General features: G+C 37.2%; 16 protein-coding genes, 2 pseudogenes and 1 riboswitch. Of the genes and pseudogenes, 14 read left to right on the top strand and 4 right to left on the bottom strand.

Features of this window, described 5'->3' with window-relative positions:
* Positions 1-410 precede the first annotated feature (410 nt).
* The 3 genes from hpf to J2Y67_RS25400 all read left to right on the top strand — a co-directional run bounded on the left by hpf (position 411) and on the right by J2Y67_RS25400 (position 1,938).
* On the top strand, positions 411-944 hold the full coding sequence (gene hpf / locus J2Y67_RS25410) for a ribosome hibernation-promoting factor, HPF/YfiA family (protein ID WP_310178602.1): 534 nt from the start codon (positions 411-413) through the stop codon (positions 942-944).
* Positions 945-1,008: 64 nt separating this feature from the next.
* Positions 1,009-1,106: riboswitch (cyclic di-GMP riboswitch) on the top strand.
* 85 nt (positions 1,107-1,191) lie between these two features.
* Positions 1,192-1,515 carry a hypothetical protein gene (locus tag J2Y67_RS25405; protein ID WP_310178600.1) on the top strand — a complete coding sequence of 108 codons (324 nt, stop codon included), beginning with the start codon at positions 1,192-1,194 and terminating at the stop codon, positions 1,513-1,515.
* Between the two features lie 48 nt (positions 1,516-1,563).
* On the top strand, positions 1,564-1,938 hold the full coding sequence (locus tag J2Y67_RS25400; protein WP_310178597.1) for a hypothetical protein: 375 nt from the start codon (positions 1,564-1,566) through the stop codon (positions 1,936-1,938).
* Positions 1,939-2,434: 496 nt separating this feature from the next.
* Here J2Y67_RS25400 and J2Y67_RS25395 read toward each other — a convergent pair whose 3' ends face one another.
* A complete protein-coding gene (locus J2Y67_RS25395) occupies positions 2,435-2,605 on the bottom strand; it encodes a hypothetical protein (RefSeq protein ID WP_310178595.1) in 171 nt (56 codons plus the stop codon).
* A 192-nt stretch (positions 2,606-2,797) separates the two neighbouring features.
* Between J2Y67_RS25395 and J2Y67_RS28140 the strand changes: the two genes are divergently transcribed.
* The 9 genes and pseudogenes from J2Y67_RS28140 (at position 2,798) to J2Y67_RS25355 (ending at position 13,263) form a co-directional block, all read left to right on the top strand.
* Positions 2,798-3,031: an AAA family ATPase gene (locus J2Y67_RS28140; RefSeq protein ID WP_396954141.1), complete on the top strand. Its 234-nt coding sequence runs from the start codon at positions 2,798-2,800 to the stop codon at positions 3,029-3,031.
* 239 nt (positions 3,032-3,270) lie between these two features.
* Positions 3,271-3,492: pseudogene (locus J2Y67_RS25390) on the top strand (HU family DNA-binding protein); the annotation flags it as partial.
* Between the two features lie 476 nt (positions 3,493-3,968).
* Positions 3,969-4,409 (top strand): mannose/fructose/sorbose PTS transporter subunit IIA, encoded by a 441-nt coding sequence (locus J2Y67_RS25385; RefSeq protein ID WP_310178593.1) that lies wholly within the window; start codon positions 3,969-3,971, stop codon positions 4,407-4,409.
* Positions 4,406-4,894, top strand: a complete 489-nt coding sequence (locus J2Y67_RS25380) for a mannose/fructose/sorbose PTS transporter subunit IIB (protein ID WP_310178591.1) — start codon at positions 4,406-4,408, stop codon at positions 4,892-4,894. Before J2Y67_RS25385 ends, J2Y67_RS25380 begins: the two co-directional genes overlap by 4 nt.
* A gap of 17 nt (positions 4,895-4,911) precedes the next feature.
* Positions 4,912-5,712, top strand: coding sequence for a PTS mannose/fructose/sorbose transporter subunit IIC (locus J2Y67_RS25375; protein ID WP_310178589.1), 801 nt, complete (start codon positions 4,912-4,914; stop codon positions 5,710-5,712).
* A gap of 28 nt (positions 5,713-5,740) precedes the next feature.
* Positions 5,741-6,568, top strand: coding sequence for a mannose/fructose/sorbose PTS transporter subunit IID (locus J2Y67_RS25370; RefSeq protein WP_310178588.1), 828 nt, complete (start codon positions 5,741-5,743; stop codon positions 6,566-6,568).
* Between the two features lie 91 nt (positions 6,569-6,659).
* On the top strand, positions 6,660-9,227 hold the full coding sequence (locus tag J2Y67_RS25365; RefSeq protein WP_310178585.1) for a GH32 C-terminal domain-containing protein: 2,568 nt from the start codon (positions 6,660-6,662) through the stop codon (positions 9,225-9,227).
* A 376-nt stretch (positions 9,228-9,603) separates the two neighbouring features.
* Positions 9,604-10,425 carry a Cof-type HAD-IIB family hydrolase gene (locus J2Y67_RS25360; protein WP_310178582.1) on the top strand — a complete coding sequence of 274 codons (822 nt, stop codon included), beginning with the start codon at positions 9,604-9,606 and terminating at the stop codon, positions 10,423-10,425.
* A gap of 54 nt (positions 10,426-10,479) precedes the next feature.
* Complete coding sequence (locus J2Y67_RS25355) at positions 10,480-13,263, top strand: sigma 54-interacting transcriptional regulator (RefSeq protein WP_310178580.1); 2,784 nt, start codon at positions 10,480-10,482, stop codon at positions 13,261-13,263.
* A 794-nt stretch (positions 13,264-14,057) separates the two neighbouring features.
* Here J2Y67_RS25355 and J2Y67_RS25350 read toward each other — a convergent pair.
* From J2Y67_RS25350 to J2Y67_RS25340, 3 genes are all read right to left on the bottom strand, one after another.
* Positions 14,058-14,204 carry a YvrJ family protein gene (locus J2Y67_RS25350; RefSeq protein ID WP_310178577.1) on the bottom strand — a complete coding sequence of 49 codons (147 nt, stop codon included), beginning with the start codon at positions 14,202-14,204 and terminating at the stop codon, positions 14,058-14,060.
* A 65-nt stretch (positions 14,205-14,269) separates the two neighbouring features.
* Positions 14,270-14,488 carry a DUF2922 domain-containing protein gene (locus J2Y67_RS25345; protein WP_310178574.1) on the bottom strand — a complete coding sequence of 73 codons (219 nt, stop codon included), beginning with the start codon at positions 14,486-14,488 and terminating at the stop codon, positions 14,270-14,272.
* A gap of 36 nt (positions 14,489-14,524) precedes the next feature.
* Positions 14,525-14,743 (bottom strand): DUF1659 domain-containing protein, encoded by a 219-nt coding sequence (locus J2Y67_RS25340; RefSeq protein ID WP_310178573.1) that lies wholly within the window; start codon positions 14,741-14,743, stop codon positions 14,525-14,527.
* Positions 14,744-14,989: 246 nt separating this feature from the next.
* Here J2Y67_RS25340 and J2Y67_RS25335 point away from each other — a divergent pair, with 246 nt between their 5' ends.
* Together J2Y67_RS25335 and J2Y67_RS25330 are read left to right on the top strand one after the other, a co-directional pair.
* Positions 14,990-15,148, top strand: a complete 159-nt coding sequence (locus J2Y67_RS25335) for a hypothetical protein (protein ID WP_310178571.1) — start codon at positions 14,990-14,992, stop codon at positions 15,146-15,148.
* Positions 15,149-15,325: 177 nt separating this feature from the next.
* Positions 15,326-15,621 (top strand): annotated as a pseudogene (locus J2Y67_RS25330) (hypothetical protein); the annotation flags it as partial.

Genomic DNA, 15,621 nt, shown 5'->3' with positions numbered 1-15,621 from the left:
ATCTAATTTTTATCATAACACGTTTACAAGAGAAAATCAAGGGTAAATCTTGGGAACATCCTTTTCTTTCCTTGTGTTTTGGGCAGACTTCATTCATTCGTGAATCTGCCCATTTTAGTATTCGAACGTCTACAGCAACTATTTCATCGTTGCCCAATTTAAGTAAAAAAGGAGAAGCCAAAGAATTTTCCACAGTGTAAAATGTTGACATTCATTTAGACCTTTCAATGTTATCGATTTTTTCCTCCCTTCTTTATCGATTTTGTTAATCGCTTCAAAAATCCCTAAAAATGTTATGGAACCTATTAATTATTCTGTTTATTGTGGACGGTTCCTCCGCAAAACCAATACCAAAACAGATAGTAAATCTATTTAATGAAAAATATATAAAAATGAAGGAGGAAATCAGAATGAACTTTATTAAAATTCGTGGGAAAAACATTAGTATTACAAATGCCTTAAGAGAATATGCAGAAAAAAAGATTTTAAAGTTAGAAAAGTATTTTGAAGACGATTTTACCTCCGATGTATTTGTTAGTTTAAAGACTTATAGGAATGAAAATAAGGTTGAAGTAACAATACCATACACACCTTTGGTATTTAGAGCAGAAGAGTCACATCAAGATATGTATGCAGCGATCGATCTAGTAATTGATAAATTAATAAGACAAATTCGAAAATATAAAACAAAGGCTAATCGGTCCAGACGCAATAAGGACTATCAAGTTAATGATTCTACAAATAAATTAGGAAGTACAGAAGATCAATTTAGTGTCGAAAGAGAAAAACATTTTATCTTAAAACCTATGGATATTGAAGAGGCTGTTCTGCAAATGGATATGCTAGGTCACAACTTTTTCGTTTTTTTGGATAATAGGGGAGGCAGCACAAATGTAGTATATAAACGAAGAGATGGAAAATACGGTCTAATTATGTCGGAATAGGTAAACAAGGGAATTTGTTCGTTTTGCGTTGAATTGACTGGATATTCTATCATCCTTTAAGTCTTTCTGATAATGGAAAATTTATCAAAAGATAAGGACGTCAAGCTACAGGTCAAAGGCTAAAAAGGGTAAGAAAGTAGTTATGATCGTTAGGTTTTGGAAGAAGGAGCATACAAAAGTAGTTCCTTCTTTCACAATTATTTACTGTTTAACTAGATTGAATGTTAATGGTAAGGGAGGGATTGGAGTGAAGGAAAAAAATATAAAAAAAGATTTTATATTCATGGAGGCTAACTCAATCATAATTGAAGATGTACTCTGGTTTTCAGCAGATGATCTTTGTACGACTTTGGAGATTAAAACAAACCAGATGTTGCCTGTTATAGAAATGTCCGATCTATTAATTATTCGGAGGTATGTAAAAATGGGTAATGGAAATCGACTTTGTGAAACAGTATTTATTAGAGAGACTGCCTTAGATGCTTTAATAGCTGTAAGTTACAATAAAAAACAATTTGCCGATATTCATTATCAATCAAATATAATTCCTTTTAATAAGCCAACCTATTAAATCAACATCATCATTTTGCTGGAGGGATAAAATAAGGAGGTAAGTATAATGATAGGGAAAAATAAAGATTTAGATTTTTTGCAAGAGGTATCTAAAAAAGTTTCCGGTAGAACAATGGAGGGATCTCCAATCACACCTGATGAAGTTTTTGATATATTTAATGATACATTAAAAAAAATGACTGATGTTCGAACGATTGAGGTACCTATTTTTATGCCTATTATGATTGAAAAGGAAGATGATACTTATATAGCACGAAGTCATGTATATCGTGTTTGTAGAGGAATAGGGTTTTCCGAAGAAAAGGCCATTCAAAGATTAAAAGAAGAAATTGAATTTTATAATAGAACCATTATAGAATCAGAAAAGAAAATACGAATGGAAGAAGTAGTTAAGAATTCATTTCCTAAAGATTGTTTTTAAATGAGAAAAAAAATTTTTTAGAACCTTCTGTTTATTGTATTTTTATCGTTTTTCAGTAAATTGTCAATTTTACTCTAATTTTGTGGCCTGAAGTCATTTTTTTGCTAGCTTGGGAGATTGATCGGGAAAAGTTAAACGATATTATCGACAAAATATTTCCTCGGAAACAGGACCATGTTCGTTTTCCAAAAGGCTTTGTTTCGGTTTTAACCAAACGTTTGATGGAAAAGATAAGCGTCGGAACTTGTCGGTTTGTTATAGATCTGATGCTATTTACTATGGGTTTTTTTTGAAATCACTCATATGTTTCAGGTGGATTCATGTAATGACTGAAAATGCGATTTTGTTCAAAAAAAGAACCTTTTTGTAGGATAAGAGAGTCCTGAAGCTGGCCAGCGAAAAGGATATAATCCATAAATCAGGAGGTCTTAAAAAGTTATTCTTACTATTCAGTCTGGTCAACTGTCTTATTTTTGTGCAACCATACGGACTTTATTTAAAGAGTATTGGTGGAAGTTTTGAACTCTTTAGCGTTTTTTAGTTCCTTTAAATTTTCCTTGATGAACTCAATTTGTTCCTCGGTAATAATAAAATCATTAAGACGATTCTCAAAATGAGCAATTCGTCTATCTAGCTCCTCTATTGTAATGTTATCTGGATTCTTCATAAACCTAACCCCTCCTTTTATTATATTTAAAAATTTACATACTGGCATTACCTATAAATATGGTCATATTTTTAGTTGATGAATTTTCGTGAATTGCTTGAATCCATGATTTTCAATAGCATGTGAACTATATAAATCATACTATAAATTTTCTGTATAATGGATTTATAAAATTCCCAAAAATTCGACATTGTGGATCCCTCCCAGCAATGTTGGGAGGGTTTCTTATTTATTGATAATTTCAAATCCCTGCAAAACTTTAAAATTCAATTTTTAAATAAATTAACTGTTTTAATCGGGACAAATTCTGTTGGAAAAAGTACAGTTTTACAAACTAGAGATTTATTATTATATTTTGGAGTTGGGGAGTTAAAGGACTATTTAAAAAAACATAACTGGAAGGCCACGGAATTAAAATTTAAATAGTTTGTAGATATTAGTATAATTTTGAAATTGGAAGTCATTTTTTGCTAGTTTGGGAGATAAATTGAGTAAGCGGAACGATTTTATCGACAAAATATTTCCGTGGAAACTAGACAATGTTCGTTTTTCAAAAGGCTTTATTGCGGTTTTAATCAAACATTTGATTGAAAAAATAAACGTCAGAATTTGTCGGTTTGAAGGGGAGGAAGGACATACAAGAAACCCACCCTATGTAAGAAACAAAGGGGGGGCTAGCTGTTGATGCAGTATTTGAAACGATCTCGAATGCTTTAAAAAATGGCGATAAAGTATAATTGATTGGCTTTGGTAATTTCGAAGTTCGAGAAAGAGCAGGAAGAAAAGGAAGAAACCCACAAACGGGTGAAGAAATTGAAATTGCTGTTTCAAAGATTCCTGCGTTTTCAGCTGGAAAAGCATTAAAAGATGCCGTTAAAAATTCTTAAAATATTTTCAAAAGTTTAAAAGGAGCTTTTAAGTTCCTTTAGAATCCCCTAACAGCCTTAAGGCTGTTTTTTCTTTAGACTACAAAAATAGCATTACCTATAAATTAAGCCCCTTGGTTGCGTCCTCCAGTACTTCACCAAGGTGTAAGCAGTCACCAGAACCCTTTGATATCTAGGACTTTTTTGTGTTTTTGTCGGTTTGGGGGTGGGGCCATGGGGACGGTTCTTTCGGCTTTTTTGCCCATGAAATGAATAAAATAGACCAAGAGAACCGTCCCTGTGGAACATTCCAAGCGAAAAAACAAATCTGTATTAAAAGGATGCCTATTTTAAAACAGGTTTGTTTTTTGGGGGAAATGTGTTTTAAAAAATAAAATTAGCAGCTGTAAAATCAGTGAAAGCGCTTAATACTCCTTTTTGGCACGGAACTTGCATTATTACAAAGTGTAGGCATTAAAAGAGAGGAGCAAACACGAATGATTTCAGTAATTATTAGTGGCCATGGAGATTTTGCCACAGCATTAAAAGGGGCTTCAAGAATGATATTCGGGGACCAAGATAACCTGATTGCAGTGCCATTTTTAAAAGGGGAAGGGACTCAAACACTTCAAGAAAAATACAAACAGGTGCTAGAAGGCATTCCCGAAGAAAATGAAGTTCTTTTTTTGGTTGATATTTTTGGGGGAACTCCTTATAACGCAGCTACTCCATATATCGTTCACAATCAAAGGATAGATATGGCTTCAGGAGTGAATCTGCCAATTCTATTAGAAGTATTAAGCATGAGAGAATATGTACCACTAAAAGAAATGTTGAACAATTTAAAAAAGGTAAATGAACAAGGCTTCCAAGTATGCAGTGAACATTTGGAAAAAATAAAAGAAAATAATCAAGTGCGGGAGGGAGATTTACTATGAAAATTGTTTTATCAAGAATTGATGATCGCTTCATACATGGTCAAGTATTAACAAGGTGGATCAAGGTTAACGAGGCAGATAGAATTATCATCGTTTCAGATGAAGTTGCCGCAGATGAGATGAGAAAAACACTCATTCTTTCAGTTGCACCTTCAAATGTTAAGGCAAGCGCAGTCTCTATTTCCAAGATGGAAAAAGCGTTTCACAGTCCGCGCTATCAAGACACAACAGCGATGCTGCTTTTTGAAAATCCATCTGATATCGTTTCACTTATTGAAGCAGGGGTACCCATTAAAACCGTTAATGTAGGAGGTATGCGTTTTGCGAATGATCGGAAACAAATCACAAAATCTGTAAGTGTAACGGAAGAAGACATTAGTGCTTTTGAAAAATTAAATGAATTAGGTGTGAAACTTGAGTTGCGGCAACTGCCTTCAGATACCAGTGAAGATTTTATTCAGCTATTAAGAAATGAAATCAAATAATACAGGGGGGGAAATTCATGTCTTCAATTCAAATTATTCTATTATTAATTATTGCTGCCATTACAGGGATCGGAAGTGTATTGGATGAGGGACAAACCCATCGTCCGCTTATTGCCTGTACAATGGTTGGGGCGGTCCTGGGAGATTTGAAAACTGGAATTATTTTAGGTGGTACCCTTGAAATGATGGCATTGGGCTGGATGAATGTAGGGCTTGCAATGGCACCGGATACGGCCATCGCTTCCGTTATTTCAACGATTTTGGTTATCACGGCTCATCAAGGAGTTGGTGAAGGGATCGCTGTGGCTATTGCGCTAGCTGCAGCAGGGCAGGCATTAACTATTTTTGTTCGTACCCTAACTGTATTTTTAATTCACCGTGCTGACAAATATGCTCAAGAGGGCAATTTTAAAGGTATTGAAATCATGCATATTACTGCCATGGCTTTTCAGGCACTAAGGGTTATGATCCCAACATTAATTGTTGCATTAATTAGCGTTAGTGCCGTTCAAACATTCTTGGGTCATATTCCAGAAGTCATTACAAAAGGGTTGCAATTAGGTGGTGGGATCATCGTTGTTGTAGGTTATGCAATGGTTATTAATATGATGAACATTCCTCACTTGAAGCCTTTCTTCTACATTGGGTTTTTGTTGGCGGCGTTTACAAATTTCAATTTAGTAGGCTTTGGTGCTCTTGGACTCTGCCTTGCTATATTGTATCAACAGGTCATGCAAAAGAATAATCTGCAGCCTGCAGCAGCTCAAACAGCTGTAGGGCGTACAACCGTCTACGATGATGATGATCTCGATGCCTAAAGTAAAACCTTAAGGAGGGAACTTATAAATGGAAACAGAAAAAAAATTAACGAAAAAAGAAATTTTTAGCATGTTTATTCGCTCAAACTTTTTACTTGGCTCTTTTAATTTCGAACGTGTACAGGCGATGGGATATTGTTTTGTTATGATACCGGCAATTAAAAAATTGTATGGCCCTGGAGCGGAAAGAAACGAAGCATTGAAACGCCACTTGGAATGGTTCAATACACATCCTTGGCTTACAGCACCAATTTTTGGTGTAACAGCTGCAATGGAAGAACAAATGGCGAATAATAAAGGCATTAATGCAAAGGCAATAAGTGGAATGAAAATCGGGTTAATGGGCCCATTAGCAGGTGTAGGCGATCCTATATTCTGGGGTACATTACGTCCAGTTTTAGCAGCTTTGGGAGCATCACTGGCATTAGGTGGGAACCTTGCTGGACCGCTGTTATTCTTTTTATTGATCAATGCGATAAGATTAAGTACCAAATATTATGGATTAAAGTATGGCTATGTCAAAGGAATGGAAATTTTAAAAGATCTAGTAGGTAATCGCATTTTAAAGCTTACAGAAGGCGCTTCTATTCTCGGGTTGTTTGTTATGGGGGCACTTGTATCCAAGTGGACACATATTAATATCCCAATTGTTGTTTCGAGAATTAAAGATGATGCTGGAAAAGTGAATGTTCAAACTGTACAAAATGTATTAGATAGCATTTTACCTGGTTTATTACCCTTAGGGTTAACATTATTGGTTGCATGGATGCTACGTAAAGGTGCAAATCCTCTTCTTATCATATTAGGAATTTTTGTAATAGGTATCCTAGGCTATTGGACTGGTCTTTTAGGATAGTAAGCAACTAATCTATTATATGTACGAACGCTCGCTGTAATTAGCCATTAGTGGAGCACGTTTACCAATCCTATGAAAGGGTGTTCATTATTTGAAAAGATTTCCTGCTCGCTTATCAGATAAGAGGCGTCGATTTCCATTCGTGAAGTCAGTACTTTCGACTGCTGCTGCGATTACATTATCCATTGGGTACACTTTTATAAGCCCTGCTCACGCAGAGAATGATAACTATAAGGAGATGTACCGGCCACAATATCACTTTACTCCAGCTATAAATTGGATGAATGATCCAAACGGGCTCGTTTACTACCATGGGGAGTACCATCTATTTTACCAGTATAATCCATCAGGAAATACTTGGGGAAATATGTCCTGGGGGCATGCAGTAAGCCGTGACTTGGTTCATTGGACCCAACTTCCCGTTGCGATCCCTCAGGATACGCAAGAGATGATCTTCTCCGGCAGTGCCGTTGTTGATACCAATAACACCACCGGATTTGGCAAACCTGGTAACCCTGCCTTAGTAGCAATCTATACAAGTGTTGACAAGGTAACGGGTAAGCAGTCACAAGCACTGGCTTATAGCACTGACGGAGGCCGAACATTCACCAAGTACGCTGGTAACCCAGTACTTGATATTGGCTCATCCAACTTCCGTGATCCCAAAGTGTTTTGGTACGAACCTGGTCATGAATGGTTGATGACTGTAGCCCTGTCAGATCAGCACAAAGTTAGCTTTTACAGCTCACCGGACCTTAAACATTGGAAGCATTTAAGCGACTTTGGACCTGCTGGAGCGGCCGGTGGCGTATGGGAATGCCCAGACTTGTTCCAACTACCCGACCCTAGTAACCCGGGAAAGCAGAAGTGGGTTCTTATAGTTAATCTAAATCCAGGCGGGGTCGCTGGCGGCTCAGGTGCTCAGTATTTTATAGGTGATTTCAACGGAACAACTTTTACTTCGGATGACAAACCATATACAGTGCCGTCTGGAGAAAATCTTGGCAACTTTGATAGTGGTACATTTGATAATTGGAAATCTTCTGGAACTGCATTCGGTGACGATCCAGCCACGGGGAGCTTACCGGGACAGATGCCCGTGGCTGGTTGGGGCGGATCAGGATTCGTTAATAGCTTCCATAATTATGACGGATCAACCGGAACTTTGTCTTCACCTAATTTCACTGTAGATAAGGATTACATCAACTTTCTGATTGGCGGGGGCAATCACCCCTACGTTCAAGGATCAGTAGTGAACGGCACGATTCCCACCGGGAGTACCTTTGCTGATTTCGAGGGTAGCACGAATGGGGACGGTTGGAAGACCACAGGAGACTTCATCGGAACGGGGCCGGTTGCTGGTTCTCTTCCTGGTCAGCAGACAGTTGGAGGTTATCTGGGAAACAAACTTGTGAACACATTCTTTAACGGGGATTCATCAACCGGAACGATTACTTCCCCTTCATTTACAATTACTGAACCTTATATCAACCTGGATGTTGGCGGCGGCAATCACCTATGGGGTGAAGCAAACCCATCCTGTGTTAATCTGATTGTGGACGGCAAAGTTGTCGAGACTGCCACTGGCCAGAATAGCGAATCTTTGAACTGGACTGCATGGGACGTTAGCGCCTATAAAGGGAAGACAGCTTACATCCAGATTGTAGATCAGAATTCAGGAGGATGGGGCCATATTCTTGCTGACCAAATCATGTTCTCAAGTCAACCGGCATCACCATGGGCGCAGGATACTTCAGTAAAACTGATAGTCGATGGGCAGGTTGTGCGAAGTAGTACGGGCCAAGACAGTGAAAGCTTGGATTGGACCCACTGGAATGTCCACGATTTATTAGGTAAGACTGCACACATCGAGATATCCGATCAAAATACGAGCGGTTGGGGCCACATCCTTGCGGATCAGTTTACCTTGGCTGATGAGCCAGCCCTTTCTACTATAGAGAGAGCTCACTGGGTAGACTTTGGCAAGGATAACTATGCTGCGGTTACTTATAACAATGTGCCCGGTGACAAGCGCATCATGATAGGTTGGATGAATAATTGGCAGTATGGGGGTTCCATTCCAACTTCACCATGGCGTAGTGCTATGACCGTGCCGCGTGAACTGAAACTCCAAGTGGTAAATGAAAAATTACAATTGATTCAAAAGCCTGTTGATCAACTAAATGAACTTCGCGAAGGACCAACTGTCCACCTTGAGAATATGAAAGTTCCAGAGGGAACAACCCCATTGTCAGTGCGAAGTAAAGCTGCCGAGATCCATGCAACTTTCGAGGCGAGTTCTGCCAAAACTTATGGCCTGAAATTGCGGACTGGAAACGGTCAAGAGACAGTGGTAGGCTACGATAGCACCACTGAAGAGGTCTACATTGACCGAACTCGATCTGGTGATGTGAACTTTAGTTCTGACTTTCCAGGAATTCAACGGGCCCCACTCGCAATAAAACATGGTAAGCTAAATCTTAAGATACTTGTCGATTGGTCTTCCATTGAGGTGTTCGTAGAGGATGGTAAGGTCGTATTGACCGACCAGATCTTCCCGGATCCGAGTAGCGACGGAATGGCCGTGTTTGCAACAGAGGGAACCGCTCATCTCCAATCGTTTACAGTGAACCAGTTGCGGTCAGCCTGGAATGATTAGACCGCATAATTTGGAAGATGAAATAGTAAAAATTGGTGAGAGCTTAATACATTATGGGACAATTTTTGGTGTAATGATAGAGTGAATTTAAGGGTTTTCAGGATAGGCAATTTTTCTGAAGATGCTGAAAGTGGGATTTTAAAGACATTTTTTATACTAGGGGCTGTAGGGAGTAGAGCCTACAGCCCTTTTAATATACTAATAACATTTGATCTAAGGATATTTTTTTAGTAGTTTCCAATGTTTGTGGAAGACATGAACAATTCTGTAAATTGGTTAAATCCACAACTTGAGTAGGTAGAGAATTCATGTTGATAATGATAATGGAAAATGAGTAAAGTTCAAAAATAATCGTAGGAATGGAGAAATAAGAAAAATGGCAAATATTAAAGTTGTATTTAGCGATATTGATGGAACCTTATTAAACTCCAATCATCAAATTACAAGCTGTACAAAACAAACAATTCAAAAAGTTGTTCAAAAAGAAATAGAATTTATCTTAATTTCTGCAAGAATGCCAAGTGGAATGAAAGCAATTTATCATGACCTTGACATAAAGTCTCCTTTAATATGTTATAATGGTGCATTAATTTTGGAAAACCCGAAAGTTAACGAAAACAACAAGATTCTTTATAGTGCAACTATTTCCAATATGGATGCAAATAAAATATATGATATTATCAAAAGAAACTTTTCCAATGTGAGCTTTAACTTGTTTATTTATGATCAATGGTTAGTGGAAAATAAAGCAGACAAATGGACAAAACAAGAAAGTGACATTATTCAAGTACAACCCATGGCAGTCGATGTTAAAAAGCATATCGCTCAAAATGAGGCGGTCCATAAAATACTATGTATGGGGGATCCTCACCTTATTTCAGAGTTAGAAGCTGAATTAAATGATACTTTATTAAATGTTTGCTGTTACCGATCTAAGAACACCTATTTAGAAATTACATCCAATGATGCCTCGAAAGTGTTGGCTATAAAAGCACTTGAGTCGTATTTTGCTGTGAAACGTGAAGAGGTGATGGCGATTGGCGATAATTTTAATGACATGGCTATGATCGAATATGCAGGCATAGGAATAGCAATGGGAAATGCACCCCAACAAGTAAAAGATGCCTCAGATTTTGTAACAAAAAGTAATGATCAAGATGGAATGAAATGGGCGCTGGAAACATTTATTCAATCTTGATTTATTAATTTGTATAATAAAGGTAGAACTCTAATTCATAACAAGGGGGAACCTATGAGAAGAATTGATAGAATATACAAACAGTTACTGCATAATTTTTATGAGGTTACATTAGATGAACTTTTAAGCAAACAAGGAAACTCCGCACAAGAAATTGCCGAGCAATTGGAATTGGAAAGATCAAATGTCAGCTTTGAATTGAACAATCTCGTTCGGCTTCAAAAGGTAATTAAAATCAAGACATTCCCTGTGAGATATGTGCCAGTGGAGGTTGTGGAGAGAATCTTTCATAAAAAATGGGATATCAGCCAGATGGAAGTGGAACATCTTAAACAGACAATTAATCAAATAAATCAAACCATACATACCAATCCCTTTGAACTAATGATAGGTGCAAATGGGAGCTTGAAAAAGGCAATTTCTCAGGCAAAAGCAGCGGTTCTTTATCCGCCAAATGGTTTGCATATGCTGCTGTTAGGGCCTACAGGATCAGGCAAATCACTTTTTGCAAACCGTATCTATCAGTTTGCATTATTTTCAGAAAGGTTGAAACAAGAAGCCCCCTTTATTACATTTAACTGTGCCGATTATTATAACAATCCCCAGCTATTGCTTTCTCAATTATTTGGTCATAAACAAGGGTCCTTTACTGGGGCGAACGGCGATAAAGTGGGTCTAGTTGAACAAGCAAACGAAGGTATTCTTTTTATGGATGAAATACATCGCCTCCCTCCTGAAGGACAGGAAATGCTTTTTTATTTTATTGATCATGGCACTTATAATCGCTTGGGAGAAACTGACCATAAACGAACGTCAAAGGTATTAATGATTTGTGCAACAACGGAAAATCCCGGTTCATCCTTATTGAAAACTTTTTTACGAAGAATTCCGATGACCATTAACATTCCGTCATTCGAAGAACGGTCACTTAAAGAAAAGATACGTTTAACGACTTTTTTATTAGGAAAAGAGGCAGAACGAATTAATAAAAATCTAAGTGTGCACGTTGATGTAATCAATGCACTTATACATTCCGCAAAATTCGGAAATGTCGGCCAATTGAGATCCAATGTGCAATTAGTCTGTGCCCATGGATTTTTAAATAATTTAGAAAGTGAAAATGTAATCGACCTGACTGTTAGGGACCTGCCAGATGAATTAAAACGTGATTGGATTTTTAACAGCAAAAATTTTGAAAGAAGTAAAGAGATTTCTGAATATGTAAATATCAAAACCATCATTTCCCCTATAGTAGAAGATGAAATGACAAAAATAGATGATGAACTTTCTTTTAATTTATATAAATTAATAGAAGAAAAAATCGAGGTATTAAAAAATGAGGGTTTTTCCGAAACAGAGATAAACCAGTATATTTTAACGGATATTCACCTCAATATAAGAAGCTTTTTTAATCAAAAGGCGTTTGCAAATTCTAATTTACTAAAATTTGTCGGTGATCATGTTATTCAAATTACAAAAGAATTAAAACTGGTTGCCGAAAAAGAATTAAATTGCAAATTTGATCGAAGGTTCATCCATTTCTTAAGTATGCATATTGAAGCCTTTTTGAAACGCGGGAAACAGAATGATGTATTAAATGCGCAGGAAACAAACGAAATCCGTGATACATATTTGAAAGAGTACCATGTTGCTTTGATATTTAAAGAGAAGATTCAAGAGTTTTTTAATGTAATGGTTCCAGAAATTGAAGTCATTTATTTAACGATGCTCATTCAATCAATCAAGTCATTAGAAGAGAATAAAAGGGTAGGGATTGTGGTAGCTGCCCACGGAAATAGTACGGCAAGTTCGATGGTTGAAGTGGCAACGGAACTTTTGGGGAGTACGCCAATTGTGGCCATTGATATGCCGCTTACTGTGTCCCCATCGGAAATTGTGGATAGCCTGACAGAAGGAATTAAGCAGGTTGACGAAGGGGAAGGTGTATTAATGCTGGTAGACATGGGGTCACTAGCTATGTTGGAAAACCAGTTAGAAGAACAAACAGGCATAAAAATAAAAACTATCAGCAATGTCACCACTTCTATGGTCCTGGATACTGTTAGAAAGGTGAACTATTTAGATTTGAATTTATTTGCCATTTATGATTCAGTCAAAAAGGACTTTATGGAGTTGTTCGATAAGCAAACAAATCCTTCGAGCAAACAGAAGGCATTGGTTTCTATTTGTACGACAGGCAGTGGAACCGCCAAAAAGCTGGAGGAAATCTTAAGAGCAATTGTAAGCAAAGTTTCTGAGGAGCCTATAAAAATACTTACTGTTTCTTCTATCAAGTTAGCTAATAACATTAAAGAAATTCAAAAAGAATATGAAATTATCGCAACGGTGGGAACGAAAAACCCTAAGATCAATGCCCCGCATGTATCATTAGAAGTTCTCATTGAAGGAAATGGAGAGAAAATCATTCAACAAGCGGTTTCAAATGGAAAAATACAATATGGCAACGAACAAATTGGAGCAAATATTGTTGTGCAGGAACTTTGTGAGGACAGCTTAAGAAAGCATCTTGTGTTGTTGAATCCTTATCAAATTACGATATTATTACTGGAATGGGTACAAAATATGCAAGATGAATTAGGCATTACATTTAGTAACACATTTATCATTAGAATCATTATGCATACGGCTTTTACCATTGAAAGAATGATTCAAAATAATCCAATCCCTTTTCCAGAGGATGAAGAGATCGACGATAAACTGGAAATGCTTTATGAAAAAACGGAGAAAACATTAAAACCTATTGAAAAAAAACTTGGGTTTAAAGTAATTAGAGATGAAAAGCTATTTATCGCAACTATTTTTGCTGAAGAAGTGTAATTGCATTAAAGGTCTGAAGATTTTAAATTATTAATGCTTGAATGAATTTCATAATTCTAATCCCTTGTCTCCCAAGCGTTCCAAGGCATGAAAAAGTGCCTGTCTATCCTTTTTTAATATGAATGTTAAAGAAACTCTGGATGATTCAATTCTCTTAAACAATTTGTTTTGTTCCATTATTTTTTAGCTTGCAACCGGGAGGTTTGGAGGAAAATTTGTCTAATAGGGCAAGTATTTGAGCAGAGAAGTCGGCCGATTTTTGTGATATCAACATATTTTAGCGGGATATCAACACAAAATTTGATTATATCAACACATTTTTAGGGGATATCGACATAGATTCCAATTATATCAACACAAATTGGTGAGATATCAACACAGTTTTCGGTTTTATCGACAATGATAATGGAAATCTACACTATTAAAATAATTGATTTCTTGTTAGTCGGTTGATGCCCTAATCCGAAAAGGATGAAAAAAAGCTGTTGAAAACGAAACATTTTCCAACAGCCTTTTTACGTTTAATGGGTTTTCTAACAAGTCTTTTGGCAATTTATAATACTCTATTCTTGAAATTCTACGAGAAGTTCTGAAAGGGATGCTGTGTGAAATGATCGCTTATTTCTTTCGGAAAACATTCTAGAAAACAAGAAAACCACCCCGCGCCGTCGCAAGCAAAAGGGTGGTTCGCCTAAAATATAATACAGACAACTACTTTTTTATTATATTTCCATTATAAACAAAAACATTCCGTTTTAGAAGAATAAATTAAATATTGGGGTCCAGACACTTACTTACTTCATTTGCTCCTTCATCCGGTCCGGCAGGCTTTGAATGGACTGGACCACCATATCAAGCTTTGCCTCAATCCGATAAAGTAAATAGAGTGTCACTACTATCGGAAAGCCCACTTCACTAATGATCGGAATAATCTGCTCCATTTTCGGCTATCTCCTTCCATTATAGTAAAGGAGACCGGCTTCAAGAAGAATCCGGCCTCTCTCCTTTAAACAAGCTCATAATCTGTCACATTGCGTTCTACTACTCTTGCTCCTTTTGCCGAAACAAGGTCGCCGCTTCCTGTATAGAAAGCCCCAGAGCTTACGATCTGCTCCATTGATTGCTTCACAACTGCTTCATCAATCGGTTCTTTCGGATTGTCAACGGTAATGCGGGCAACTTTACCAGCAGCCGTTACAAATTGTAATTCCAATGTTTTAGCCAATTTCATCACCTCCCATCCTCAAAAATGAATACCTCATTAGGCTAGTAAATCTGAACTGTCTGTTCTCTCGACTCGGTTAAGCGTGTCATTACACAATACAAAGATGGCTTGTGCTGCTTGATAGAGTTGGTCAGCTGTAGCTTCTTTTTTGATATTGTTGAAGCTTTTTGCTTTTAAAATCGGATTCCCTTCTCCATCCACGCCGGTTTCGAATACGATGCGAAGCTTAGTGGTTGCTAATCGCGCTTGTGCCATTGTTGATCACCTCCTCACATCTTCTATATAAAGAAAAATTGGGAGAAAGGGCATGGTCTGAAAAATAAATTTTGGGTCCTGCAGGTCAACTCAATGTAGCAAACCGAAGGGGTTTTTTTAACAATCATTTTAATGAAAGGAAGAGGGAATTCCCATTTAACAATGTATTCTTGACTTTTAATCAAACGTTTGTTTAGCAGTTCAATTTGTAAGTACTAGTCAAATTTTGAATAGCCTGGAAGATAAATGGGGAAATCGGAACGACATTTAATCGACAAAAAATTTCCCTGGAAACCGGACAATGTTCGTTTTCCAAAAGGCATGAAGGCAGTTTTAATCAAACACTTAGTTAATAAGGATGTTGTCGAAGAATGTGATTTCATAAACGCAGAGAAAGTAAACTAAACCGGGTGCAGGCACCATCCCAGAACAGACGTCCAATTGGAATGTCTATTTAAAACTTAAACCTTCTAAACAAATACCAAAAAATGCCGATACTTTTCTGGGAATAGGATAAAAATGGGGTATTAGTAAATAAAAACCTATTCTAAATTTCTATAAGAGGCGTAGGTGGTAGAAGTCGTGTCTTTTTTTGGTTCAATTGGTCATGCATATCATTCAGCAGAAAGGAGTATAAAACACACAGCCAAGCATGTTGCTCATGAAGTAGCTCACGCTGAAAAATCGGTTGCCAAAACTGTTCATCATGTTGAAAAACGAGTGGAACACGCTGCCAAAGCGGTAGCTCATGACACAGTTCATATCAGTAAAAAAGCTAAGCAAGCATATCATTCAGCAGAAAGGAGTATAAAACACACAGCCAAGCATGTTGCTCATGAAGTAGCTCACGCTGAAAAATCGGTTGCCAAAACTGTTCA

Origin of the sequence: Neobacillus niacini (assembly GCF_031456445.1) — a bacterium.
Classification (GTDB): Bacteria; Bacillota; Bacilli; order Bacillales; family Cytobacillaceae; genus Neobacillus; species Neobacillus niacini_I.
Note: the sequence above shows the minus strand (reverse complement) of the source record. Positions and strands in the feature narration are given on the sequence as shown.

Excerpts from the sequence above, each read along its gene's own strand:
- J2Y67_RS25340 (WP_310178573.1), bottom strand. The coding sequence starts at position 14,743 with ATGGCACAAGCGCGATTAGCAACCACTAAGCTTCGCATCGTATTCGAA.
- J2Y67_RS25370 (WP_310178588.1), top strand. The coding sequence starts at position 5,741 with ATGGAAACAGAAAAAAAATTAACGAAAAAAGAAATTTTTAGCATGTTT.
- J2Y67_RS25400 (WP_310178597.1), top strand. The coding sequence starts at position 1,564 with ATGATAGGGAAAAATAAAGATTTAGATTTTTTGCAAGAGGTATCTAAA.
- J2Y67_RS25350 (WP_310178577.1), bottom strand. The coding sequence starts at position 14,204 with ATGGAGCAGATTATTCCGATCATTAGTGAAGTGGGCTTTCCGATAGTA.
- J2Y67_RS25335 (WP_310178571.1), top strand. The coding sequence starts at position 14,990 with ATGGGGAAATCGGAACGACATTTAATCGACAAAAAATTTCCCTGGAAA.
- hpf (WP_310178602.1), top strand. The coding sequence starts at position 411 with ATGAACTTTATTAAAATTCGTGGGAAAAACATTAGTATTACAAATGCC.
- J2Y67_RS25395 (WP_310178595.1), bottom strand. The coding sequence starts at position 2,605 with ATGAAGAATCCAGATAACATTACAATAGAGGAGCTAGATAGACGAATT.
- J2Y67_RS25360 (WP_310178582.1), top strand. The coding sequence starts at position 9,604 with ATGGCAAATATTAAAGTTGTATTTAGCGATATTGATGGAACCTTATTA.
- J2Y67_RS25385 (WP_310178593.1), top strand. The coding sequence starts at position 3,969 with ATGATTTCAGTAATTATTAGTGGCCATGGAGATTTTGCCACAGCATTA.
- J2Y67_RS25375 (WP_310178589.1), top strand. The coding sequence starts at position 4,912 with ATGTCTTCAATTCAAATTATTCTATTATTAATTATTGCTGCCATTACA.
- J2Y67_RS25380 (WP_310178591.1), top strand. The coding sequence starts at position 4,406 with ATGAAAATTGTTTTATCAAGAATTGATGATCGCTTCATACATGGTCAA.
- J2Y67_RS25355 (WP_310178580.1), top strand. The coding sequence starts at position 10,480 with ATGAGAAGAATTGATAGAATATACAAACAGTTACTGCATAATTTTTAT.